Origin of the sequence: Ensifer sp. Root127, assembly GCF_001425225.1 — a bacterium.
In the GTDB taxonomy this organism is placed as follows: domain Bacteria; phylum Pseudomonadota; class Alphaproteobacteria; order Rhizobiales; family Rhizobiaceae; genus Ensifer; species Ensifer canadensis.
Genome location: NZ_LMDX01000001.1, coordinates 213,306 through 234,557, shown reverse-complemented (window position 1 = coordinate 234,557; position 21,252 = coordinate 213,306). Strand labels below are relative to the sequence as shown.

General features: G+C 61.3%; 20 protein-coding genes. 8 read left to right on the top strand and 12 right to left on the bottom strand.

Annotated features, from left to right (window positions below; genetic code table 11):
* Positions 1-60: 60 nt before the first annotated feature.
* The 6 genes from rplI to ASD03_RS01080 form a co-directional block, all read right to left on the bottom strand.
* Positions 61-636, bottom strand: a complete 576-nt coding sequence (gene rplI / locus ASD03_RS01105; RefSeq protein WP_025426446.1) for a 50S ribosomal protein L9 — start codon at positions 634-636, stop codon at positions 61-63.
* Positions 637-669: 33 nt separating this feature from the next.
* Complete coding sequence (locus tag ASD03_RS01100; RefSeq protein WP_025426447.1) at positions 670-1,623, bottom strand: membrane protein; 954 nt, start codon at positions 1,621-1,623, stop codon at positions 670-672.
* Between the two features lie 195 nt (positions 1,624-1,818).
* Positions 1,819-2,067, bottom strand: a complete 249-nt coding sequence (gene rpsR / locus ASD03_RS01095) for a 30S ribosomal protein S18 (protein WP_025426448.1) — start codon at positions 2,065-2,067, stop codon at positions 1,819-1,821.
* Between the two features lie 27 nt (positions 2,068-2,094).
* A complete protein-coding gene (gene rpsF / locus ASD03_RS01090; protein WP_025426449.1) occupies positions 2,095-2,541 on the bottom strand; it encodes a 30S ribosomal protein S6 in 447 nt (148 codons plus the stop codon).
* A 284-nt stretch (positions 2,542-2,825) separates the two neighbouring features.
* Positions 2,826-3,338 (bottom strand): ClbS/DfsB family four-helix bundle protein, encoded by a 513-nt coding sequence (locus ASD03_RS01085; protein ID WP_025426450.1) that lies wholly within the window; start codon positions 3,336-3,338, stop codon positions 2,826-2,828.
* A gap of 14 nt (positions 3,339-3,352) precedes the next feature.
* On the bottom strand, positions 3,353-4,396 hold the full coding sequence (locus ASD03_RS01080; protein ID WP_025426451.1) for an aldo/keto reductase: 1,044 nt from the start codon (positions 4,394-4,396) through the stop codon (positions 3,353-3,355).
* A gap of 249 nt (positions 4,397-4,645) precedes the next feature.
* On the opposite strand from ASD03_RS01080, the gene fabD reads away from it, so the two are divergent.
* From fabD to gmk, 7 genes are all read left to right on the top strand, one after another.
* Positions 4,646-5,590, top strand: coding sequence for an ACP S-malonyltransferase (gene fabD / locus ASD03_RS01075; protein WP_025426452.1), 945 nt, complete (start codon positions 4,646-4,648; stop codon positions 5,588-5,590).
* A gap of 27 nt (positions 5,591-5,617) precedes the next feature.
* The gene (fabG, locus tag ASD03_RS01070; RefSeq protein WP_057212403.1) at positions 5,618-6,355 is read left to right on the top strand and encodes a 3-oxoacyl-[acyl-carrier-protein] reductase; all 738 of its coding nucleotides are present in this window, start codon (positions 5,618-5,620) and stop codon (positions 6,353-6,355) included.
* Between the two features lie 336 nt (positions 6,356-6,691).
* The gene (locus tag ASD03_RS01065; protein WP_003531676.1) at positions 6,692-6,928 is read left to right on the top strand and encodes an acyl carrier protein; all 237 of its coding nucleotides are present in this window, start codon (positions 6,692-6,694) and stop codon (positions 6,926-6,928) included.
* Positions 6,929-7,149: 221 nt separating this feature from the next.
* A complete protein-coding gene (gene fabF, locus ASD03_RS01060; protein ID WP_025426454.1) occupies positions 7,150-8,415 on the top strand; it encodes a beta-ketoacyl-ACP synthase II in 1,266 nt (421 codons plus the stop codon).
* 366 nt (positions 8,416-8,781) lie between these two features.
* Positions 8,782-9,972 carry an endolytic transglycosylase MltG gene (mltG, locus tag ASD03_RS01055; RefSeq protein WP_025426455.1) on the top strand — a complete coding sequence of 397 codons (1,191 nt, stop codon included), beginning with the start codon at positions 8,782-8,784 and terminating at the stop codon, positions 9,970-9,972.
* Between the two features lie 103 nt (positions 9,973-10,075).
* Positions 10,076-10,963, top strand: coding sequence for a YicC/YloC family endoribonuclease (locus ASD03_RS01050; protein ID WP_025426456.1), 888 nt, complete (start codon positions 10,076-10,078; stop codon positions 10,961-10,963).
* Positions 10,964-10,966: 3 nt separating this feature from the next.
* Positions 10,967-11,626 (top strand): guanylate kinase, encoded by a 660-nt coding sequence (gene gmk / locus ASD03_RS01045; protein WP_025426457.1) that lies wholly within the window; start codon positions 10,967-10,969, stop codon positions 11,624-11,626.
* 202 nt (positions 11,627-11,828) lie between these two features.
* On the opposite strand, the gene rsmA is transcribed toward gmk, so the two are convergent.
* The 6 genes from rsmA to lptF all read right to left on the bottom strand — a co-directional run bounded on the left by rsmA (position 11,829) and on the right by lptF (position 19,422).
* On the bottom strand, positions 11,829-12,656 hold the full coding sequence (gene rsmA / locus ASD03_RS01040; protein ID WP_025426458.1) for a 16S rRNA (adenine(1518)-N(6)/adenine(1519)-N(6))-dimethyltransferase RsmA: 828 nt from the start codon (positions 12,654-12,656) through the stop codon (positions 11,829-11,831).
* Positions 12,656-13,684, bottom strand: coding sequence for a 4-hydroxythreonine-4-phosphate dehydrogenase PdxA (gene pdxA / locus ASD03_RS01035; protein WP_025426459.1), 1,029 nt, complete (start codon positions 13,682-13,684; stop codon positions 12,656-12,658). The genes rsmA and pdxA overlap by 1 nt, the downstream gene beginning before the upstream one ends.
* A 15-nt stretch (positions 13,685-13,699) precedes the next feature.
* A complete protein-coding gene (locus tag ASD03_RS01030) occupies positions 13,700-14,641 on the bottom strand; it encodes a peptidylprolyl isomerase (protein ID WP_025426460.1) in 942 nt (313 codons plus the stop codon).
* A gap of 184 nt (positions 14,642-14,825) precedes the next feature.
* Entirely contained in the window at positions 14,826-17,174 is a 2,349-nt protein-coding gene (locus ASD03_RS01025; protein ID WP_025426461.1) for an LPS-assembly protein LptD, read from the bottom strand.
* Positions 17,174-18,256, bottom strand: a complete 1,083-nt coding sequence (gene lptG, locus ASD03_RS01020; protein ID WP_025426462.1) for an LPS export ABC transporter permease LptG — start codon at positions 18,254-18,256, stop codon at positions 17,174-17,176. Before lptG ends, ASD03_RS01025 begins: the two co-directional genes overlap by 1 nt.
* Entirely contained in the window at positions 18,253-19,422 is a 1,170-nt protein-coding gene (gene lptF / locus ASD03_RS01015) for an LPS export ABC transporter permease LptF (RefSeq protein ID WP_025426463.1), read from the bottom strand. Before lptF ends, lptG begins: the two co-directional genes overlap by 4 nt.
* Before the next feature lie 325 nt (positions 19,423-19,747).
* On the opposite strand from lptF, the gene ASD03_RS01010 reads away from it, so the two are divergent.
* On the top strand, positions 19,748-21,238 hold the full coding sequence (locus ASD03_RS01010) for a leucyl aminopeptidase (RefSeq protein WP_025426464.1): 1,491 nt from the start codon (positions 19,748-19,750) through the stop codon (positions 21,236-21,238).
* Positions 21,239-21,252: the final 14 nt, after the last annotated feature.

The following is a 21,252-nucleotide window of genomic DNA, read 5'->3' as shown; positions in this document are numbered from 1 at the left end:
GCAAAGAAAAAGCCCGGGTCCAAGGATCCGGGCTTTCGCATTCAGAATGGCCTGTAAGGCTTATTCTTCTTCGCCTTCGAATTCGGCTTCCGGGTTGAAGAAGTCTTCCGGCTTCAGGGCATCTTCGTCAACGCCGTAGATGGCGTCGGCCGAGGTCAGGCTTTCGCCCTTTGACTGGCGCTCAGCTTCTTCAGCCGAACGGGCAACGTTGACTTCAACCGCGATTTCGACTTCCGAATGCAGGTGCAGCGTGACGTTGTGCAGGCCGATCGACTTGATCGGGTGGTTCAGGTCGACCTGGTTGCGGCCGATGTTGAAGCCTTCTGCAGCCAGCACTTCGATGACGTCGCGAGCGGCAACCGAACCGTAGAGCTGGCCGGTTTCGCCAGCGGAACGGACGATGATGAAGGACTTGCCGTCGAGGTTCTCGGCAACCTTCTGGGCTTCCGACTTGCGCTCGAGGTTACGGGCTTCGAGCGTCGAACGCTCGGATTCGAAACGGGCCTTGTTAGCAGCGTTGGCGCGCAGTGCCTTGCCGAGTGGCAGCAGGTAGTTGCGTGCGAAGCCGTCGCGAACCTTTACGGTTTCGCCCATCTGGCCGAGCTTTGCGATACGTTCGAGAAGAATGACTTGCATGTTCGTTTCCTTTCAGAGTTCAGTTTTCGTTGGTCAGTTTTTTTCCACCGGGGTGACTGCGATGGTGCGTCGCGTATCGGTCAGGCCCGTGAGGAGGAAGAAGATTGCCGGGATCGTGAACACGAGCACCGACAGGTATGCGATCCACAGCACGGGAAGCCGCCAGGACTTGCCGCGCGTGCGGAAATGGAAGGATGCGAAGCCGGCGAGCAGGAAGCCTGCACCGAAGGTTCCGCAGACCAGCGCGCCGATCGTGGCAGGCGCGCCACCCAAGAAGGTCAGGACAAGGCCGCCGAGAAAGATGAAGATCGCATTGCGGTGCATGCGCAGCGTCGACGGAATGTCTTCGCGGGGGCGCAGCGACCGGCCCGACATCTGCACGATGCGGGTGGCGACATAATAGGCGGAAAACAGCATCACCACCCAGACGGCGCCCTGGATGAGCGGCAGCGCCAGCGTGAAGATCGACTTGATCTGGGAGATCGCCGCAGCATCGGGGTTGTAGAGCGGTTCCTGCGCCTTCACCGCCTGAATGACGATGTCGACCATACGGTCGGACACATCAGAATCATATCCGACGATGAAGCCGACGATGATCATGCCCGCGGTCACCAGGCCGGCGAGGTGGCTGAGAATGTCGGAAAGCGGGTACCAGGCAAGCGCGCCATCAGGTCCGCCGAGCTCAGTGGCCGGGCGCGCCAGATTGGCGAGATGGCTGAGCCAGCCGGCCGGAATGAGCGTCACGACGAGAATCAGCAGCGCGAAATAGGGCGAGACCAGAGCGGCGGCAGTAGCGCCGGCGCTGACGATGGCCGTGATGGCGGCCGCATTGCCCCAGCCAAGACCGGCAATGAGAATGGGAAGCGCCGAAGCGGCATAAAGAACGATCGCAAGCGACGACTGCGTATTCGCGCCCATCGACAGAAGGGCAGCGGTAAAGCCGGCGAGAACGCCGGTCAGCAGCGATGTCTTGTTCAACTTGTTCACGTTCGCTGTCCTGCTTCGTGCAGTTAGGGGATGGCCAAAGGCTCAACCCCAACATGGGATTTCCGAGTGTTTCCACACGGGTTCCGATCCGCGCCCAACGCGGAAGGGAGAGGGCAAGGCGATCACCCAAGGGGAGCGCCTTGCCCTAGAGTCGGTTTCCGTTGAGTCAGGCGACCAACGGAACGTCAGCCGTTCTTACGAAACGACGTAGGGCAGCAGGCCGAGGAAGCGGGCGCGCTTGATCGCCTGGGCGAGTTCGCGCTGCTTCTTCTGGGAAACGGCCGTGATGCGGGAAGGAACGATCTTGCCGCGCTCGGAAATGTAGCGCTGCAGAAGACGGATGTCCTTGTAGTCGATCCGCGGAGCGTTTGCGCCCGAGAAGGGGCAGGTCTTGCGGCGACGGTGGAACGGGCGGCGAACCGGAGCGGAAGAAACTTCAGCCATTGTCTTTAATCTCCTAAAGCTTCTTGATTAAGCGCGGTCTTCGCGCGGACGACGCGGGCGGTCTTCGCGGTCGCCACGGTCCGGACGCGGACCACGGTCACCGAAGCCACGCTCCGGACGGTCGCCATCGCGGCGCGGACGGTCGTCGCGGTCGCGCTTCTGCATCATGGCAGACGGGCCTTCTTCGTGCTTCTCGACGGCAATCGTCATGTAGCGCAGGACGTCTTCGTTGATGCGCATCTGGCGCTCGATTTCATGAACGGCCGCTGCCGGAGCATCGATGTCCATGAGAACGTAGTGAGCCTTGCGGTTCTTCTTGATGCGGTAGGTGAGGGACTTGAGGCCCCAGTTCTCGACGCGACCGACCTTGCCGCCGTTTGCTTCGAGCACGCCCTTGTACTGCTCGACGAGACCGTCGACCTGCTGCGGCGTGATGTCCTGGCGGGCCAGGAATACGTGTTCATAAAGAGCCATTGTGGCTTACCTTTCTTGCGTTAATCAGCCCGGACATCGGCGGCTAAGCCTCAACGACTGTTCTTATTGGCTGACAGGCAGCCGGCAAGAAAGTGTTGTATCGAGACGGTCGAGAGCGGAGACACGGGAGGCCGGAAAGACTTGCAATCCTAACGGCTCCCCTCGAGGAAGCCGGCCCTCCGTTCAGCCACCAGCCAGAAGACCGGGCATTTCGAACAGCGCGCTTATACGCATATTTCATCGAAAGGCAAGGCTTGCGCGGTCTTTTCGCCACGCTTTGCCCTTTAAGCGGCTCCCTTGAGCTTCTTCCACTGGCGCAAACGACCTCGCGCATTGGCATAGGGCGAGGACGTGTTGAACTGGATCATCCGGCCGAGCGGCCATTTGCCGTACCACGCCTGTCCGTAGAGGGTCTGATCGTCACGCGCCTCGATCAGTGCGACCAATGCGTCCTTGCTGGCCGCGAGGCGAGACAGGAGTTCCGAAGGCGGGAGCGCTCGGTAGTCGCCGTAGAATTTCTGCGCGAGACGACCGAGCTCGTTCCACTTGTACCCCGTTTCCGGAAAGTCGACCGGCAGACCTTGCTCGTCCCATTCGATCCATTTGACCACCAGTTCGCCCCAACCGGTGAGGTAGGCGACGAGGTCGCCGACGCTCATCATCGTGCCCTTGGCGTGTCCATCGAGCGATGGTTCGGCGAATCCCGCCGGCGGAATGCCATCGAGTTCGCGCTCGAGCTTGGCGAATTCGGTCTCGATGGCGTTCAGCAATTCCGCTTTCGTCTGGGGCACGGCCATCTGCTGTTTCGCGCTCAGATCGGCATCGGATAGAGCCGGTGCAGGCGACGAATGCCGTTCATGACATCCTGCGACAGCGTCATTCCGGCAGCGCCGAGATCCGTCTTCAACTGATCCATCGAGGTTGCGCCGATGATGACGGACGCCATGAACGGGCGGGCGAGGCAGAAGGCGATCGCCAGTTGCGACGGGTCGATCCCGTGTTCGCGGGCAAGCGCCACGTAGCCGGCGACGGCCGGTTCCTGGTGTGGCGTGAAGCGACCGCCGAGATCGCCGTTGATCGCAAGGCGCGACCCAGTCGGCCTGGCGCCGTCAAGATACTTGCCGGTCAACAGGCCGGCGGCGAGCGGCGAATAGGCGAGCAGCCCGACGTCCTCGTGGTGTGAGAGTTCGGCAAGGTCGAGGTCGTAGGCCCTATAGAGAAGATTGTATTCGTTCTGGATCGAGGCAACGCGCGGCAGCCCGTGCCGCTCCGCCATGTCGATCAGCTTCATCGTGCCCCAGGCGGTGTCGTTGGACAGGCCGATCGCGCGTACCTTGCCTGCCTTCACCACGTCGCCGAGCTTTTCGAGGATAGCCTTCAGGTCGGCGGCCACATGGGCCTTGTTCTGCTTGGCGGGCTCATAAGACCAGGCGTTGCGGAAATGGTAGTGGCCGCGGTTCGGCCAGTGGATCTGGTAGAGATCGATGTATTCGGTCTTCAGCCGCTTGAGGCTGGCGTCGACCGCCTCGCCGATGCCCTCAGGGGTGATCGGGCCGCCGTTGCGGATGTAGGGGCGGCCGGAGCCAGCGACCTTGGTGGCGACAACGACGTCGTCACGGCGGCCGCGCTCGCCCAGCCACTCGCCGATGATGCGCTCGGTATTGCCGTAGGTTTTGGCGGAAAGCGGGGTCGTCGGGTAGAGTTCGGCGGTGTCGATGAAGTTCACGCCTTTGTCGAACGCATAGTCGAGTTGTTCGTGCGCCTCAGCCTCGGAATTCTGAGAGCCCCAGGTCATTGTGCCCAGGCAGATTTCGGAAACCTTGATGCCGGTCCGGCCAAGCGTGTTGTAACGCATGCAGTGATGGTCCTTGTGAAAGGCGAGCCTCGACCCGGGAGGAAAGGGGTGCCCGCGGCAGAATTGGGTGAAGGCCGCAAGCCCAGGGGACGGTCGATCGGGCAGGGCGGCGATGCGCGGCAAACTTACGCCTTGATTGGCGAAGATCAAGGGCAAAAGGCCGGCTGAAGCCCGCAAAGCCGGGCCCGCGCGCTTGACTCGCCGGTCAGGAATGTGAATGGAGAGGAAAACCAGGGAAGGGACAATCCCATGAGTATTGCATTCACGTTTCCGGGCCAGGGCAGCCAGGCTGTCGGCATGGGCAAGGATCTGGCGGACGCGTTTCCGGAAGCAGCGGCAGTGTTTGCCGAGGTCGACGACGCGCTCGGCGAAAAACTCTCCGAGATCATGTGGAACGGCCCCGAGGAAACGCTGACGCTGACGGCGAACGCCCAGCCGGCGCTGATGGCGGTATCGATGGCGGTGATCCGTGTGCTCGAAGCCAAAGGCCTCGATCTGAAGAGCAAAGTCTCGTTCGTGGCCGGACATTCGCTCGGCGAATATTCGGCGCTCTGTGCCGCCGGAACCTTCTCGATCGCCGACACCGCGCGCCTGCTGCGCATCCGTGGCAACGCCATGCAGGCGGCCGTGCCCGTTGGCAAGGGCGCGATGGCGGCCATCATCGGTCTTGAGCATGCGGACGTCGACGCGATCTGCCGCGAAGCTTCTGCTCTCGGCTCCTGCCAGATCGCCAACGACAATGGCGGCGGTCAGCTGGTGATCTCCGGCGAGAAGGCGGCCGTCGAAAAGGCTGCGGCACTTGCATCCGAAAAAGGCGCCAAGCGCGCGCTGATGCTGCCGGTCTCTGCGCCCTTCCATTCGAGCCTGATGGCGCCTGCCGCCGAGGCAATGCGTGAAGCGCTTGCCAAGGTCGAAAAGCACAATCCGTCCGTGCCCGTTATCGCCAACGTCCTGGCCGCTCCCGTCAGCAACGCCGAAGAGATTGCGCGCCTTCTCGTCGAGCAGGTCACCGGCCAGGTTCGCTGGCGCGAGACGGTGGAATGGTTCGCCGCCAACAACGTCACGACGCTTTATGAAGTGGGCTCCGGCAAGGTTCTTACCGGGCTTGCCCGCCGGATCGACAAGTCAGTCACCGGTATTACTGTCAACACGCCTGCCGATATCGACACCGCGCTCTCGGCGCTTCTGGCCTGAGTGCTCCAGTTATAAGGAATCAATCCGATGTTCGATCTTTCCGGCCGTAAGGCTCTTGTAACCGGTGCATCCGGTGGTATCGGCGAAGAAATCGCCCGCATGCTGCACGCTCAGGGCGCAATCGTCGGCCTTCACGGCACGCGCATCGAAAAGCTCGAGGCGCTTGCCAACGAACTCGGCGAGCGTGTCCAGCTGTTCCCGGCCAATCTTTCCGATCGCGCCGAAGTCAAGGCGCTCGGCGAAAAGGCCGAGGCTGAACTGGGCGGCGTCGACATTCTCGTCAACAATGCCGGCATCACCAAGGACGGCCTTTTTGTTCGTATGAGCGACGACGACTGGGACAATGTTCTGGAGGTCAACCTGACCGCCGTGTTCCGCCTGACCCGCGAGCTGACCCATCCGATGATGCGCCGCCGCTTCGGCCGTATCGTCAACATCACGTCGATCGTCGGCGTCACCGGCAATCCCGGCCAGGCCAACTACTGCGCCTCGAAGGCCGGCATGATCGGCTTTTCGAAGTCGCTCGCCCAGGAAATCGCCACCCGCAATGTCACGGTCAACTGCGTTGCGCCCGGCTTCATCGAGAGCGCCATGACCGGCAAGCTGAACGACAAGCAGAAGGAAGGCATCATGGGAGCGATCCCGATGAGGCGCATGGGCACCGGTGCCGAGATTGCATCTGCCGTCGTTTATCTCGCTTCGAACGAGGCAGGCTATGTCACCGGCCAGACCATACACGTCAACGGCGGCATGGCAATGATCTGACGAGGTGTCCGGGGCCTGCATGCCACGCACGCGAAACGGGCGTGATCTTGGCCTGCAATGCTCCGGCACACCACCGGCCAAATGCCTGAAATTCAATGTTGAGCAAGCGATTGTCAGGCATTTTCGCACTTTGCGGCAGACTTAAACCGTGTTAATCGGGCCATGACTGTTAGCAGTCGACCGGCCCCGCCAGGTGTCCGGCAGCCTTGGCTGCCTTGGGTTTGCCGCGGTTCTGGTTGGATGGATTGCCCGTTGGACCGTCTTGGTCTATCAGGCTTATTGAGAGTACCGGTGCCAGAAAGGCGCCCAGAGAAACGAAGGTCGAGGAACTCCGACATGAGCGATATCGCAGAACGCGTAAAGAAAATTGTTATTGATCATCTTGGCGTCGACGCCGAAAAGGTCAGCGAAGGCGCAAGCTTTATCGATGACCTCGGCGCGGACTCGCTCGACACCGTCGAACTGGTCATGGCATTCGAAGAAGAATTCGGCGTCGAAATCCCGGATGATGCCGCGGATTCGATCCTGACTGTCGGCGACGCCGTCAAGTTCATCGAAAAAGCTCAGGCCTGATCTTTTGCGATCAAGCCATTGGCGGGCCGCGTTCAGCGGCCCGTAATCAGCCCAGGGGAAGTGGGCTGTCTCGCGCTGGGCGCGGGTTTTCGATCAGCAAAGCGGTCCCGCATTTCCCTCTGATCGTTGCTACAAGAACTTAAAATGGATGCACGGATCGGGTTCGTCACGCGTGGTCCGATCCGGCTCTGAAATTGAACAGTCAGGGTGGGTCGCGGACTATGAGACGTGTCGTTATCACCGGTACCGGCATGGTATCTCCCTTGGGTTGCGGAACCGAGGCAACTTGGGCGCGCCTGATCGCGGGCGACAATGCTGCGCGCAAGGTCACGGAATTCGAAGTCGAAGATCTGCCCGCGAAGATCGCGTGCCGCATTCCGTTCGGCGATGGCTCGAACAACACCTTCAATGCCGACGACTGGATGGAGCCGAAGGAGCAACGCAAGGTTGACCCCTTCATCGTCTATGCGATGGCCGCTGCCGACATGGCGCTGGCCGATGCCGGCTGGAAGCCCGAAAACGACGAAGACCAGATTGCAACCGGCGTCCTGATCGGTTCGGGCATCGGCGGTCTCGAAGGCATTGTCGAAGGCGGCTATACGCTGCGCGACAAGGGGCCTCGGCGCATTTCGCCCTTCTTCATTCCCGGCCGTCTGATCAACCTTGCCTCGGGTCAGGTCTCGATCCGCCACAAGCTGCGTGGTCCCAATCACTCTGTGGTCACCGCCTGTTCGACCGGCGCCCACGCCATCGGCGACGCAGGCCGCCTGATCGCGCTCGGCGATGCCGACGTCATGGTTGCCGGTGGCGCCGAATCGCCGATCTGCCGTATCTCTTTGGCCGGCTTTGCCGCCTGCAAGGCGCTATCCACGCAGCACAATGATGATCCGCAGAAGGCATCGCGTCCCTATGATGTCGACCGCGACGGCTTCGTCATGGGCGAGGGTGCCGGCATTGTGATCCTTGAAGAGCTGGAACACGCCAAGGCGCGCGGCGCCAAGATCTATGCTGAAGTCGCCGGCTACGGTCTCTCTGGCGATGCTTACCACATTACCGCGCCGTCCGAGGATGGCGACGGTGCCTACCGCTGCATGCAGATGGCGCTGAAGCGCGCCGGCCTGACGGCGGCAGACGTCGACTACATCAACGCCCATGGCACATCGACGATGGCCGACACGATCGAGCTTGGCGCCGTCGAGCGGCTGGTCGGCGAGCATGCCTCGAAGATCTCCATGTCGTCGACCAAATCGGCGATCGGCCACCTGCTGGGCGCCGCCGGCGCTGTGGAAGCGATCTTCTCGGCGCTGGCGATTCGCGACGGCGTCGCACCGCCGACGCTGAACCTCGACAATCCCTCCGTCGAGACCAAGATCGATCTCGTACCGCATGTTGCGCGCCAGCGCGAAATCAACGTCGCGCTGTCGAATTCCTTCGGCTTCGGCGGCACGAACGCTTCGCTGGTTCTGCGCCGCTACACCGGCGTTTGATATTGCCGAATTATCAACGGGGCGATGCATGTCACTGGCCCGTTGATCCTGCTTTTGCCGCATTGCTCGCTACAAGCATGTAGCAGGAGGACGTGTCGGCCCTTTTCAGGGATTGGCGCTGCCTGACGGCTATGTTCGCGCAAGGCACATCTGACAGTTTGTTGTATCGCTATTGCCGGGCGCATGCTGGCTGTCTTCGAGCGAAAACGCCGTTGACCGGCGGGTGCGCCGAGACCATTTATTCCACTGCCAATCCAAGGGGATGGCTGCGGCTCAAACGTTTTGTTTTATACCTGCCACGGTCCAGGCCGAAATTCGCACCGCGGCAGCTAGAATGAGGATGCGAATTTCGGGTTCGGGACAATCGTGAGCGACTCAAACGAGAACGGCGCGGCGCAATTCGGCCGCAGCGACACCGGGAACAACGGGCCGATCATTCCGAAATCGGCCAGCGAAGCCTTGCGCCCCGAGAAGGCGCCGCAGCCGCCTACGAAGCGTTCGCGCAAGGCGCGCAGCCAGGTCGTGATCTTCCTGAATTTCGTCATGACCGTTATCGTCTTCGTCGCGCTCGCAGCGGCCGGTACCGTCTATTATGCGATGCATCAGTACGAAAAAGCAGGCCCGCTCGAAGCCAACAAGAACTTCATCGTCAGAAGCGGCGCCGGTATCAGCGAGATCGCCAGCGGCCTCGAGCGTGGCAACATCATCACCGATGGCCGCGTCTTCCGGTTCGTCTCGGAGGCTTATCTGGACAACGACACACTGAAGGCCGGCGAGTACGAGATCAAGGCTGGATCATCGATGCAGGAGATCATGCAGCTCCTGAAATCCGGCAAGTCCATTCTCTATTCCGTGTCGCTGCCGGAAGGTCTGACCGTCAAGCAGATGTTCCATCGCTTGTCCGATGACGAAGTCCTCGTCGGCGACCTGCCGCAGGAGCTGCCTGCCGAAGGTTCGCTGAAGCCTGACACCTACAAGTTTACGCGCGGCACCAAGCGCGTCGAAATCGTCCAGCAGATGGCGGCTGCCCAGAAGGCGCTTGTCGACCAGATCTGGGAAAAGCGCGATCCGAACCTCCCGGTCTCGACTGTCGAGGAGTTCGTGACGCTTGCGTCGATCGTGGAGAAGGAAACCGGACGCGCCGACGAGCGCCCGCGTGTTGCCTCGGTCTTCATCAACCGGCTCGACAAGGGCATGCGCCTTCAGTCCGATCCGACGATCATCTACGGCATTTTCGGCGGTGACGGGAAACCGGCGGACCGGCCGATCCTGAAGTCGGACCTCGATAAGGATACGCCCTACAATACCTATATCATCAAGGGCCTGCCGCCGACGGCGATCGCCAACCCGGGCCGCGCCGCACTTGAAGCCGTTGCCAATCCGTCGCGCACACCGGAACTCTACTTCGTGGCCGACGGCACGGGCGGCCACGTCTTTGCCGTGACATTGGATGAACACAACGCCAATGTTCGCCGCTGGCGCAAGGTCGAAGCCGAAAAGGCAGCCGAAGCGGCAAAGGCCGCCCAGGACGCGGCAACGACGGCACAGCCTCAGTAACAACGGCCTGCATTGTGGACGGACTTGTCACGGCGCGGATATCCCTTGCGGGATACCGCGCCGTCGCCTTATTGCTTTTCCAGAAAATGCCACGGAGGTGAGGATGCCGCTCCAATCGATGACCGGCTTTGCCCGGAGAGAAGGCAGCAGCGGCCGGCATCGCTGGGCCTGGGAATTGCGCTCCGTCAACGGCAAGGGCCTCGATGTCAGGCTTCGCCTGCCGCAGGGACTTGAGCGGTTCGAGCCGGATGTGCGCCGGCTCACTGCAGAATTTTTCTCAAGAGGCAATCTGCAGATCAGCCTGTCCGTCAGTGGAGCGGAGAGCGCTGTCGAAGCGGTGGTGAACCAGGCGGCGCTGACGGCTGTCCTGACCTTGCGCGAACAGCTCGGAGACCTCGTCGATCCCGCACCGCTCAAGTTCGACACGCTGCTGGCGATCCGAGGCATTGTCGACTTCCGTGAGCCCGAGGAGAGTGAAGCGCAACGCGCGTCCCTCGACGACGATATCATGACGGGCCTCAAGCTTGCTCTCAGCGATCTGCGCAGCATGCGCGCCGAAGAGGGCGGGGCGCTCTGTCAGATCCTGCTGGCGCAGGTCGGCAGCATCGAAGCACTGACGGCAACAGTCGAGAATGATCCCTCGCGCAGCCCGGGGGCGATTGCCGAAAGGCTGGCGCAGCAGGTGGCGCTGGTGATGGGCAGCGGCTCTTCGCTCGATCGCGACCGGCTGCATGCCGAAGTGGCACTGCTTGCGACCAAGGCCGATTTGAGAGAGGAGCTGGACAGGCTTGGCTCTCATATTGTCGCTGCCCGCGACCTCTTGTCGAAAGGCGGGCCGGTCGGCCGCAAGCTTGATTTCCTGGCACAGGAATTTAACCGCGAATCGAATACGATCTGTTCCAAATCGAATGCGGCAGTGGTCTCCGCCGCCGGCATCGAGTTGAAAGTGGTGATCGATCAGTTCCGCGAACAGGTTCAAAATCTGGAGTAACGCATGAAACCGGCGACCCCTTCGCCCATCAAGATCGCCCGCCGCGGGCTGATGCTGGTCATTTCCTCACCCTCGGGTGCGGGAAAGTCGACGATCGCGCGCAATCTGCTGGAAGCCGATCCCGATATGAGCATTTCGGTAAGCGTGACCACGCGTCAGCGCCGTCCGAGCGAAATTGATGGACGGCACTATCACTTCAAGTCTATCCGCGAGTTCGAAGCATTGCGGGCGACCGACTCGCTGCTGGAATGGGCTGAGGTTCACGGCAATTTCTACGGCACACCGCGCGACGCCGTCGAAGCGGCGATGGCTGCAGGCCGCGACATGCTTTTCGATATCGACTGGCAGGGCGCACAGCAGCTTCAGGAGAAGATGGCCGGCGACGTCGTCTCGATCTTCATCCTGCCGCCGTCGATGGCCGAGCTGCAATCGCGGCTGCATCGTCGCGCCGAGGACAGCGAGGAAGTGATCGCCACGCGTCTGGCCAATTCACGTGCAGAAATCGAGCACTGGCGCGAGTACGACTATATCGTTCTCAACGACGATCTCGACCGCGCCTTCTCGGCGGTACGCGCCATCGTCGAGGCCGAGCGCCTGCGCCGAGATCGCCGCCCGGGCCTGTTCGAATTCGTCAATGGACTTCTGACGGAAAACCCGTTCTGACCGGAGGCATGGCCGGCAATGCCGGCCATCCGTAGATATTGCTATCGCGGGTACGTTTGCCGCTCCCGCAAAGCCGCAGCGCCCTTTCGGGCGACATGCGCTAGAGCGTTTCCGGTTTAAGCGGAGTCGCAGAAACGCTCTATCTCCTTGTTTTTATGCATTTCCTGACGGAAAACCGCTTCGCACTTTTCCTGGAAATGCTCTAGAGGCAGTTTGCCAGCCGACAGAATTCTTCCACGGAGAGCGTTTCGGCGCGCCGCTGTGGATTGATGTCGGCTTTTGCCAGCAGCGTTTCGCCACCAAGCGGCTTCAGGCTCTGGCGGAGCATCTTGCGGCGCTGGCCGAAGGCGGCGTGCGTCACTTTCTCCAAAGACGACACCGCGCAGGGGATCGGATTGGCGACCGGCTCCAGATGCACGACCGAGGATGTCACCTTGGGCGGGGGCGTGAAGGCCTGCGGCGGCACGTCGAAGGCCATGCGGGCGTTCGTTCGCCAGCCACACAGAACCCCCAGACGCCCGTAATGATCGTCGTCAGCGTCGGCCACGATCCTCAAGCCTACCTCGCGCTGAAACATCAGTGTCAGCGACTGCCAGAAGGGCGGCCATGTCTTTGGCAGCAGCCAATTGACCAGAAGCTGCGTGCCGACATTATAGGGCAGGTTGGCGATGATCTTGACCGGGCCACCACCGGTGATCTCCTCAAAGTCAATCTTGAGCGCGTCACCCTCGATGACATCGAGACGGTTCGGATAGTGGCCGGAGATTTCGGCAAGCGCCGGCAGGCAGCGCGCGTCCCTTTCGATCGCCACTACCTTCTTTGCGCCAAGTGCTAGGATTGCTCGCGTCAGGCCGCCCGGGCCTGGGCCGACTTCGATGACTGTCACGTCCTCGAGCGGGCCGGCCGTCCGGGCAATCTTCTGTGTGAGATTGAGATCGAGCAGGAAGTTCTGCCCGAGCGCCTTCTTGGCGTCGAGGCCATGGCGTTGGATGACATCCCGAAGCGGCGGGAGCCCGTCGAGAGCGGCCATCAGACGATAACTCCTGCGGTATTGTTGGAAAGTTCTGCCGCGAGCTTCAAGGCTGCGAGCAGGCTGTCGTCCCTGGCAATGCCCTTTCCGGCGAGGCTGAAGGCGGTGCCATGATCGGGCGACGTGCGGATGAAGGGGAGGCCGAGCGTGACATTGACGCTATCGTCGAAACCAAGTGCCTTGGCGGGGATGAGCGCCTGGTCGTGATACATGCAGATCGCCACGTCATAGGTCGCACGCGCGCGGTCGTGAAACATCGTATCGGCGGGCAGAGGCCCGGTTGCATCGATGCCTTCGGCGCGCAGCCGTTCGACGACCGGACGGATAATGGCATCGTCTTCGGCGCCCAGCGCTCCACCTTCGCCGGCGTGGGGATTGAGCCCGGCGAGTGCCAGCTTCGGCCTGTCGAGGCCGAAGCGCGTGCGAAGATCCGCCGCGGTAATGGTGCAGGTTCGATAGATCAGATCTGCCGTGAGCTGGGCGGGCACGTCTTTCAGCGGGATGTGGATGGTCACCGGCACGGCACGAAGCTTGGGGCCGGCCAACATCATCACCGGCAACAGGGGCTCGCCGGTGGCCTTCTCCGCGAGATCAGCAAGGTATTCGGTATGGCCGGGGAAGCGGAAGCCGGCTTCGTAGAGCACGGCCTTGGCGATCGGGTTCGTGACGACGGCTGAAGCCTCGCCATCCATGACCAGCTGTACCGCTGTGTCAATCGACCCCGTTACGGCCGGAGCGTTGGCAGAATCGGCCTCGCCAGCAATGACGGGAGAAGGGCAGCGCACCGGCAGAACGGGCAAGGCGTCGGCAAAAATGGAGACGGCATCCCGGCAATCGGTCTCGCGGATCGCAACCGTATGCCCGAGCAATGCTGCCCGCGCCGCGAGAACTGTGGGGTCACCGATGAAAAGGAATGGCGGGGTCGCGCGTTCACGGCGGCCAAGCCAGGTGGTCAGGCTAAGGTCGAGTCCGATCCCGGCAGGATCGCCCATGGTCAGGGCAAGGGGCCCGCCGGTCGTGTCACGCATTTTTGCCCGCTGATCTTACTTGTTGACGATCTGCGCCTTCTTGCGCAGTTCTTCGAGGTACTTTTCGCTGTTCGGGTCTTCACCGCCGGCCTTCTTCTTGCCGATGTCCTCGGCGCGGAAGACGATTTCGGCTGCGGTGTCGTCATTGACCTGGCGCTTCTTGCAGATCGCCAGGAATTCGACGCCCTTTTCGGTCACGCGTGTTCCCGTCGTGTTGCCGTCGCCGGCCTTCTCGACGAGCGGCTTCCACTCGTCCGGCAACTGCTGGACAAGCATGCGGCCGAGATCGCGGATAGAAACGTCACGGTAGTTTGCCGCGAAAACCTTGGCGGTATCGCATCCCGGGAACTGACCACGCGCTGCGTTGGCTTCCGCCTGACGCTTGCCGGTGATGGCGCCGCGCTTCTTCTCCGGAATGACGAAGATGACCTGCTTGAGATAGTATTCCGTTGTGACCGGCTTGGTGCCTCCGCCTTCCATCATGCGCTTGACGAGATCAGCGCCTTGCAGGCGACTTGAGTTGCCGAAACGGAAGTTGACGGCGCGAGGCCAGCTCATCTGCACCGCGATGAACTGCTTGAAATGGTCGGAACCAACGCCGGCTTGATCGAGAATCTTGCCGAGCTGCTCCGGCGAGAGCTTGTTGCCGGCTGCAAAGCGCGCATAGGCCGCGTCCACGTCCTGCGTACTGACCGACTGGCCGATCCGCGCGATCTCGCCACGCTTAAGCACCTCGTCGACGAGCTGCTTCTTGGCTTCTTCTGCGCCACCAGCCTGGCGTTGCAGGCGAAGGAAGGCGACGCGCTTGGCAACGTCGCCGGAGGTGATCACGGTGTTGTTGACCGTTACCGTCACCTGGCTTGCAGCTTGCGCGCTGGCGCAAACGGCAATGCTCAGGCTGCCGGCCAAAGCCAGTGCCGAAAGCGTCCTCAAGATCGACATTTTCCCGCCCATCATCTTTTCCTGTCCTTCGCGCGGGCGAAGCCTGGTGCTTCGATCCGCAGCCCGGCTCACGCCGTTGTTCTATCTTGTCGGAGGGAATGCATAATACATGCGGCCAAACGATGACAAGACCGTTTGGCCGGCCCGACAGCGGGCAGAGGGGCAAACATGTGGCGAATGCCCCTCGGATCGAAGCGTATCAATAGTAGTCCAGCTCTTCGAACTTCGTGTCGCCGACATTGACGTCGCCAAGCGTACGGAAGCTGATGCGGGCGCCGATCGACCAGTCGTTCGCAATCGTGTTGTCGGTATCGCGTTCCTGCTTGTAGACGAGCGAGAACAGCGTGTCTTGATCGTCATAGGTGATGCCGAAGCCATTGCGCGAGATGACATCGTTGTTGATGTCGTAGGTTATCGCGCCGAAGACGGACCAGTAATCGTGGAACCTGTAGGCCGCCGCGGTCTGGATTTCGTCCTGGTTGTCGAGCGAGCCGTAAAGCGGCTGCGCCTCGATGCGCGTATAGGTCATTGCCGCCTGCCAGGTAAGGCCAAGATACCCCACGGTGGCATCGGCGCGACGCAGCGCCAGGTCCTCTTCATCGAGACGGCCGGAAAGGCTGGCCATAAGGCCAGACGGCGCATCGACACCGAACATGGCGACGTAGTCGGACCGTGTGCTCTCGAGGCCCGAATTCGCTCCCGCCTGGACCAAGTCTTCCGTTGCGAACGAGTTCAAACCGCCAAGCTGGTAGGATTGGCCGACGATGCCGCGCAAGCCGTAGCCGCTGTCGAATGTCCCGGTATAGCGAAGACCGACGTTGGCGCGCGTGCCGCCTTCGATGCGGTCGAAGCCGGAGTACTTGTCGCGATCAAACAGGTTCGTCGCGTCGAAGACAAAGCTCTGCGCATCTTCGTTTGGCAGGCCACCGGGATGCTGCTCGTCGGGACGGGCATAGATCTGGGCGATCGGCTCAAGTACGTGGCTGCTGTTGTCGCCGACGAAGAGGATCGGATAGCGCGCTTCGAGGCCCGCCGTCAGCATCCGCCGCGTCGCGGCGTCGCTGTTGTCATAATCCCCGGCATAACCAGGCCCCGGATCCGTCATGTTCAGGCCGAGCGCATCACCGCGCGCGGCAAGCAACGGCGTCAGCACGAACCCGCCCGGAGCAATGTAGGTACGCTTCCATTCGAGTTCGGCCGTGAGGCGGTGCGACGTGCCCTCGAGACCTAGGTACCTGTTGACGTCTGGAACGGCGTCAAGGTCAAGCCGGTTTCGCTTGATGTTGGTGAGGTTCACCGTCGCCGAAAGTTCGCCTCCCAATACCGGCTCTGGCGCCTTGTAGGAATAATCCAGAACCTGCGCGGTAGGCTGCTGGTTTTCAGCGATGCTGTTCGGATCTGCGTCCTGGATATCGAAATAGAAGGCGCGCAGGTCGAAGAAGTTCCGCTTGCCAAGCCCGGTCAGATACGCCTGGTTGACGTAGGTCGTTCCGTCGAAAGTCGACAGTTCGTAGGTCTTGGCGAAGTTGTTGTCGGATTGGACGAGGACGTTCCAGCCGAAGCTCCAGCGCGGATTGATCTCGAATACGCCCCTGGAAGCGACCATGCCGCGGTTCGTTTCAAGCGCGTCGACCGTACCAGGCGTGAAGCGGCTCTTGTCGAGCTGGCTGATGCCGGCGAAGCGCAAGGTGTGAAGGCCGTTGTGGAAGCTCTGGCGAAACTCGCCTTCGAGCAGGAAGCCTTGGCGGCTCAGGCCCGTCACGGTGGCGGTCGCGTCCATATAGGGCGAGATCGCCCAATAGTAGGGGACGCCCACGCCTGCGCCGAGCTTCTGTGTGTACTGAAACTGCGGGAACAGGAAGCCGCTCTTGCGCTTGACCGTATGATCAGGCAGTTCCATCACCGGAATATAGGCGATGGGCTTGCCAAAAAGCTCGAAACGGGCGTTTTCCAGCCGTATCGTCCGCGTACGTCCATTCTGGACGACGCGCTGGGCCTTGATGTGCCACAGCGAACGGTGATCGGGCTTCGTCGTGCAGGGCGTGCACGCGGTGTAAACGGCCTCGTTGAGGATGAATTCTTCGCCGTTCCGCCGTTCGCCGCTGGTCGCAGCAAGCCGTGTCAGATCGGTCGTCTCTATCCGCAAGGCATCAATGAAGCCGTTGCCGAAGTCATCGGTGACGTCCATCTTTTCGGCATAGACGACATTGCCGCCCGGCTCGATCAACTGGATTTCACCGGTGGCATGAATGCGGCCCGATTTCTGGTCGTATTCGACCTGTCGGGCCACCATCTTGTAGCCGCCGTAATCGATCTGCACGTTGCCGCGCAAGATGACCTTTTCGGCGTCCTTGTTATAGACAAGCTCATTGGCGGACAGAAGCAGCTTGGCATCTTCCGGCATGTTCGGGCGCAGCGAATCAAGGCGCTCCGACGTCTGCTGCGCGAGCGCGGGTGCACTCATTCCCATGGCAAGTGTCTGCAGCGCCACTCCTGCGAGCAGGGCAGCGTTGATCAGCTTTGTACGTTTGCGGTTGCCTACCGCCACTAGCCATCCTCCTGATTTAAAAGAATCGTCGAGCCCAGCGCCATCGCTACAACAACTGGCAACCAGGCTGCAACGAAGGGAGGTACAATACCGCTGCTCCCGAATGCTTTGACAAGCACGGTGACGACATAAAGCACGAAGCCCGACAGGATTCCACCGAGAATCACCGAGCGCGATTGGTTGAACCGGCTAAATTTCAGCGACACGCACGCAGCGATCAGCGTCATGGCGACAAGCAGCAGCGGCAGTGACAACAGGGAGTGGAATTGGGTTTCCATGCCGTTTGTGGAAAAGCCGAAGGAGCGCGCCACCTCGATCTTCCGCGGAAGGTCGAAAAACTGAATGGAATCAGCCTTTGCAAGCCTTTCCTGAACAAACTCTGGCTTCAGATTCGTGCGGAGTTGTGCCGTTTGCAGACGGCGAGGCAGCTGTCCGCTGCTTGTTTCCGTTACGCCATTAAGAAGCCAGTAACCATCTTCGAGTTTAGCGGAGGCGGCATCCTGTCTCAGAATGATCGAACCCTGTGGATCAAAGTGGATGACGGTGACGTTCAGAAGTGTGGTGCCGCCATCCTGAACCGAGCGTGCGCCGATGATCGTATCGGTGCCTTCATAGATCTGTCGCAGCCAGGGAATCGAGCCGGCATCCGAGGTGCGCGATGACCCGAGGGCAGCAAGCAGGGTCTCTTCCTTCTTCGTGCCCCAGGCTGCGAGCGGGTTTAGCGCAAGCACGGCGAGTACGCCGAACAGGAAGGCGCCAAGCACGAACGGGCGCAGGAACTGCCACACCGAAATGCCCGCGGCGCGGGTAACCACGAGCTCGTAGCGGCGGTTGAGCGAGATCAGAGCCGCCATCGCCGAGAAGAGTGCCACGAAGGGCACGGTTTGTTGCAGGATGGTCGGGATCCGGAACGCGCTGATCAGCAACGCGCCGGTGACCGAATAATGCGGAAGGTTGGACAGGCGGCTCGCCTGTTCGCTGAAGTCGATGATGAAGACCAGCGAAAAAATGCCGACCAGAAACCAGAAGGTCGTGACAGCATAACGGGTCAGAAAGTAGCGGCCGAGTGTGGTGAAAATCATGATGCGTTGCTCCCGTCAGATGAGGGGCGCACGAGGCGAAGGCGAACCATCAGCTCGGACAGCTTTTCCTGCCAGGTCATCGGAATGTCGAGACGCCGGTTGCTGGCGAGTTGGTGAATGGCGAGCGCTCCGGTCGCAAGGGGCACGATATACATCAACGGAACGAACCAGACGGAATCCTCGGCGCTGTTGCCCGCATAGAACGTCATCCATCGGATGACGAGGGCAGAGCCGAGTGCGCTGACCATCGGATGGACGCGCGCCTCGCGGTGCGAGCGTGCATCACTGCAGAAGACAAGCGCGATCAGGCCGAACACCAGCGGGAACGTCCATTCCGTCAGGCGGCGGTGCAGTTCGGCGGTGAAGGCAAGCGGGTTGCCCTGGTAGACAGAATCATTGGGATCCGGATTGAAAAGATTGGGAAGGTCGCGATCCTTGGCGCGTATCGTCGCTTCGCGGGTCGCCTTCGTCATGTCGGCCAGATCGAAGGCGTAGGAATCGAATTTGATGATCGACACGCCGCCGTCCGGCAGTTTGCGTTGGACTTCGCCGTCCTTCATGACCAGCGCCGAGCTTTTCTCGTCCACGGCACCTTCGCGCGCATAATAGACGAGCTCGAAAGCCGGGTTGCGCGAATCGGCAACGAAAATCCCCTCAAGCACACCACCGCCGCGCCGGCCGCCAACCTGGACATAGAGGCCGTCAGTAATCTTGCGGAAGGCGTTCTCCTGGACGACCGAGGAAAGCAGGTCGGCGTTGGCCGTTGCTAGCATCTTGCGCACAGCGACGCGCGAATAGGGCTCGACAAAATTGTCGACCACGAACGACAGGACGCTAAGGCCAGCGGCGAGATAGATGATCGGCCGGATGATGGTCATGCGCGAGCTTCCGGCCGCGTTCAGCACCGTCAGCTCCGAATCGGTATTCATCGTCGTGAGCGTCTGGGTTACGCCGATCACCAGGGCGAAAGGCAGAATGATCGGCACGACCGACGGCAGAATGAGCGTTGCCAGCTTCAGGAAGGCGAAGACGGACTGCCCGCTATCGGTAACCAGGTTGACGTTGGTCAGGGCCTGCGTCGTCCACACGATGCCGAGCAACGGCAAAAGCGTAGCGAGGAACATGGTCAGGGCACGCCGGAAAATGTAGCGTTCGATCAGCTTCATGTCCGTTTCCGGTCCAAATCCATGCTCATGTTTCTGTGCCGCACCGCCGCATCGAAACGCCTGTTGCTGCCGCCGCCATCAGCGGGAACCGAGCTTCCGTCTCACGTCCGGCGCTGCTCAAATCGTAAAGCAACTGGGATAATTTAAGACGAAGAACCTCGGTTAACCGCATGTAAACATCTGCGGGCATCTTGCCAAGCCGTTGAAAAGCGAGAAGGGTGCCGACCACAGCTTTGACGGTGGTAGACGCAGCGAATGTTTGTCACTGTCACCCCCCGGTAACAGGGCGGGTCGTGTAAGACCGAAAAATGCCCGGAGTTTTGTAATGTCTATGAAATTTGAGTTCACCTTCGCCAAGTCCCATCGCCCGGCGGGTGGTGTTGCGGTCCTCCTGAAAGCCGCCGCAGGACAGGCGGCGGGCGCCGATGTCGCCGATCCGGAAGGCGTGCTGGCCAAGGCGGCGAAGGTCAAGAAGTTCAGCGGCAAGGCATTCTCCACCCTCGATATCATTGCCCCGCATGGCTCGCCCGCGGACCGGATCGTGGTTCTTGGTCTTGGTGACACCGATGCATTGACCGATCACGATTGGCTGAAGGCAGGCGGCGCGGCAGCCGCAAAATTGCGTGGAGCCGACAAGGCCACGATCTTCATCGACGTCCCCGACCTCGATGTCACCGGCAAGGCGGCGGCCGACTTTGCGCTCGGCATGGAAATGAACGCCTACAGCTTCGACGGTTACAAGACGAAGAAAGCGGACGACGATGCCAAGCCGGCAGGCAAGCCGGTCAAGGTGACGATCGTTACCGGCGCGGTGATTGCAGCGAAGAAGGCTTTTGCGACGGCGCAGGCGGTCGGCGAGGGCGTATTTCTCGCCCGCGACCTGGTCAACGAGCCGGCAAACGTCCTCGGTCCGCTGGAGTTCGCCGCCAAGGCGAAGGAGCTGGAAAAGCTCGGCGTCGAGGTGGAAATCCTCACCGAAAAGGAAATGAAGAAGCTTGGAATGGGTGCGTTGCTCGGCGTTGCCCAGGGCTCGACGCGTCCGCCGCGGCTGGTCGTGATGCAGTGGAAGGGCGGCAAGTCCAAGGATCGCCCGGTCGCCTTCGTCGGCAAGGGCGTCGTGTTCGACAGCGGCGGCATTTCGATCAAGCCCGCGGCCGGCATGGAAGAGATGAAGGGCGACATGGGTGGTGCTGCCGCCGTCACCGGCTTGATGCACGTGCTCGCTGCCCGTCACGCCAAGGTCAACGTCGTCGGCATCATCGGGCTTGTGGAAAACATGCCGGATGGCAGCGCACAACGCCCAGGCGACATCGTCACCTCGATGTCAGGGCAGACGATCGAGGTCATCAACACCGATGCCGAGGGACGTCTCGTTCTGTGCGATGCACTTTGGTATTGCAACGACCGCTTCAAGCCGCAGGCCATGATCGACCTTGCGACGCTGACAGGCGCCATCATGGTTGCGCTCGCGACCCATCACGCCGGCCTGTTTTCGAATGATGACCGCCTGGCCGGCCAGCTGTTGGCCGCCGGCATTGCCACGCAGGAGCGCCTCTGGCGCATGCCGCTCGGCAAGGAATACGACAAGATGATCGACAGCAAGTTTGCCGACATGAAAAACACCGGCGGACGTCATGGCGGCGCGATTACGGCGGCGCAGTTTCTGCAGCGTTTCGTCAAGGATACGCCCTGGGCGCATCTCGATGTCGCCGGAACCGCCATGGGCTCGCCGACCGACGAAGTCAATCAATCCTGGGGCTCCGGCTTCGGCGTTCGCCTGCTCGATGAGCTGGTCCGCGCGAGCTATGAGTCCTGAGCGGCATCGTGAGC

Excerpts from the sequence above, each read along its gene's own strand:
- rsmA (WP_025426458.1), bottom strand. The coding sequence starts at position 12,656 with ATGGCCGCTCTCGACGGGCTCCCGCCGCTTCGGGATGTCATCCAACGC.
- rpsF (WP_025426449.1), bottom strand. The coding sequence starts at position 2,541 with ATGGCTCTTTATGAACACGTATTCCTGGCCCGCCAGGACATCACGCCG.
- gmk (WP_025426457.1), top strand. The coding sequence starts at position 10,967 with ATGAAACCGGCGACCCCTTCGCCCATCAAGATCGCCCGCCGCGGGCTG.
- ASD03_RS01050 (WP_025426456.1), top strand. The coding sequence starts at position 10,076 with ATGCCGCTCCAATCGATGACCGGCTTTGCCCGGAGAGAAGGCAGCAGC.
- rplI (WP_025426446.1), bottom strand. The coding sequence starts at position 636 with ATGCAAGTCATTCTTCTCGAACGTATCGCAAAGCTCGGCCAGATGGGC.
- ASD03_RS01010 (WP_025426464.1), top strand. The coding sequence starts at position 19,748 with ATGTCTATGAAATTTGAGTTCACCTTCGCCAAGTCCCATCGCCCGGCG.
- pdxA (WP_025426459.1), bottom strand. The coding sequence starts at position 13,684 with ATGCGTGACACGACCGGCGGGCCCCTTGCCCTGACCATGGGCGATCCT.
- ASD03_RS01080 (WP_025426451.1), bottom strand. The coding sequence starts at position 4,396 with ATGCGTTACAACACGCTTGGCCGGACCGGCATCAAGGTTTCCGAAATC.
- lptG (WP_025426462.1), bottom strand. The coding sequence starts at position 18,256 with ATGATTTTCACCACACTCGGCCGCTACTTTCTGACCCGTTATGCTGTC.
- fabF (WP_025426454.1), top strand. The coding sequence starts at position 7,150 with ATGAGACGTGTCGTTATCACCGGTACCGGCATGGTATCTCCCTTGGGT.
- ASD03_RS01085 (WP_025426450.1), bottom strand. The coding sequence starts at position 3,338 with ATGGCCGTGCCCCAGACGAAAGCGGAATTGCTGAACGCCATCGAGACC.
- lptF (WP_025426463.1), bottom strand. The coding sequence starts at position 19,422 with ATGAAGCTGATCGAACGCTACATTTTCCGGCGTGCCCTGACCATGTTC.
- fabG (WP_057212403.1), top strand. The coding sequence starts at position 5,618 with ATGTTCGATCTTTCCGGCCGTAAGGCTCTTGTAACCGGTGCATCCGGT.
- rpsR (WP_025426448.1), bottom strand. The coding sequence starts at position 2,067 with ATGGCTGAAGTTTCTTCCGCTCCGGTTCGCCGCCCGTTCCACCGTCGC.
- ASD03_RS01030 (WP_025426460.1), bottom strand. The coding sequence starts at position 14,641 with ATGATGGGCGGGAAAATGTCGATCTTGAGGACGCTTTCGGCACTGGCT.
- ASD03_RS01065 (WP_003531676.1), top strand. The coding sequence starts at position 6,692 with ATGAGCGATATCGCAGAACGCGTAAAGAAAATTGTTATTGATCATCTT.
- fabD (WP_025426452.1), top strand. The coding sequence starts at position 4,646 with ATGAGTATTGCATTCACGTTTCCGGGCCAGGGCAGCCAGGCTGTCGGC.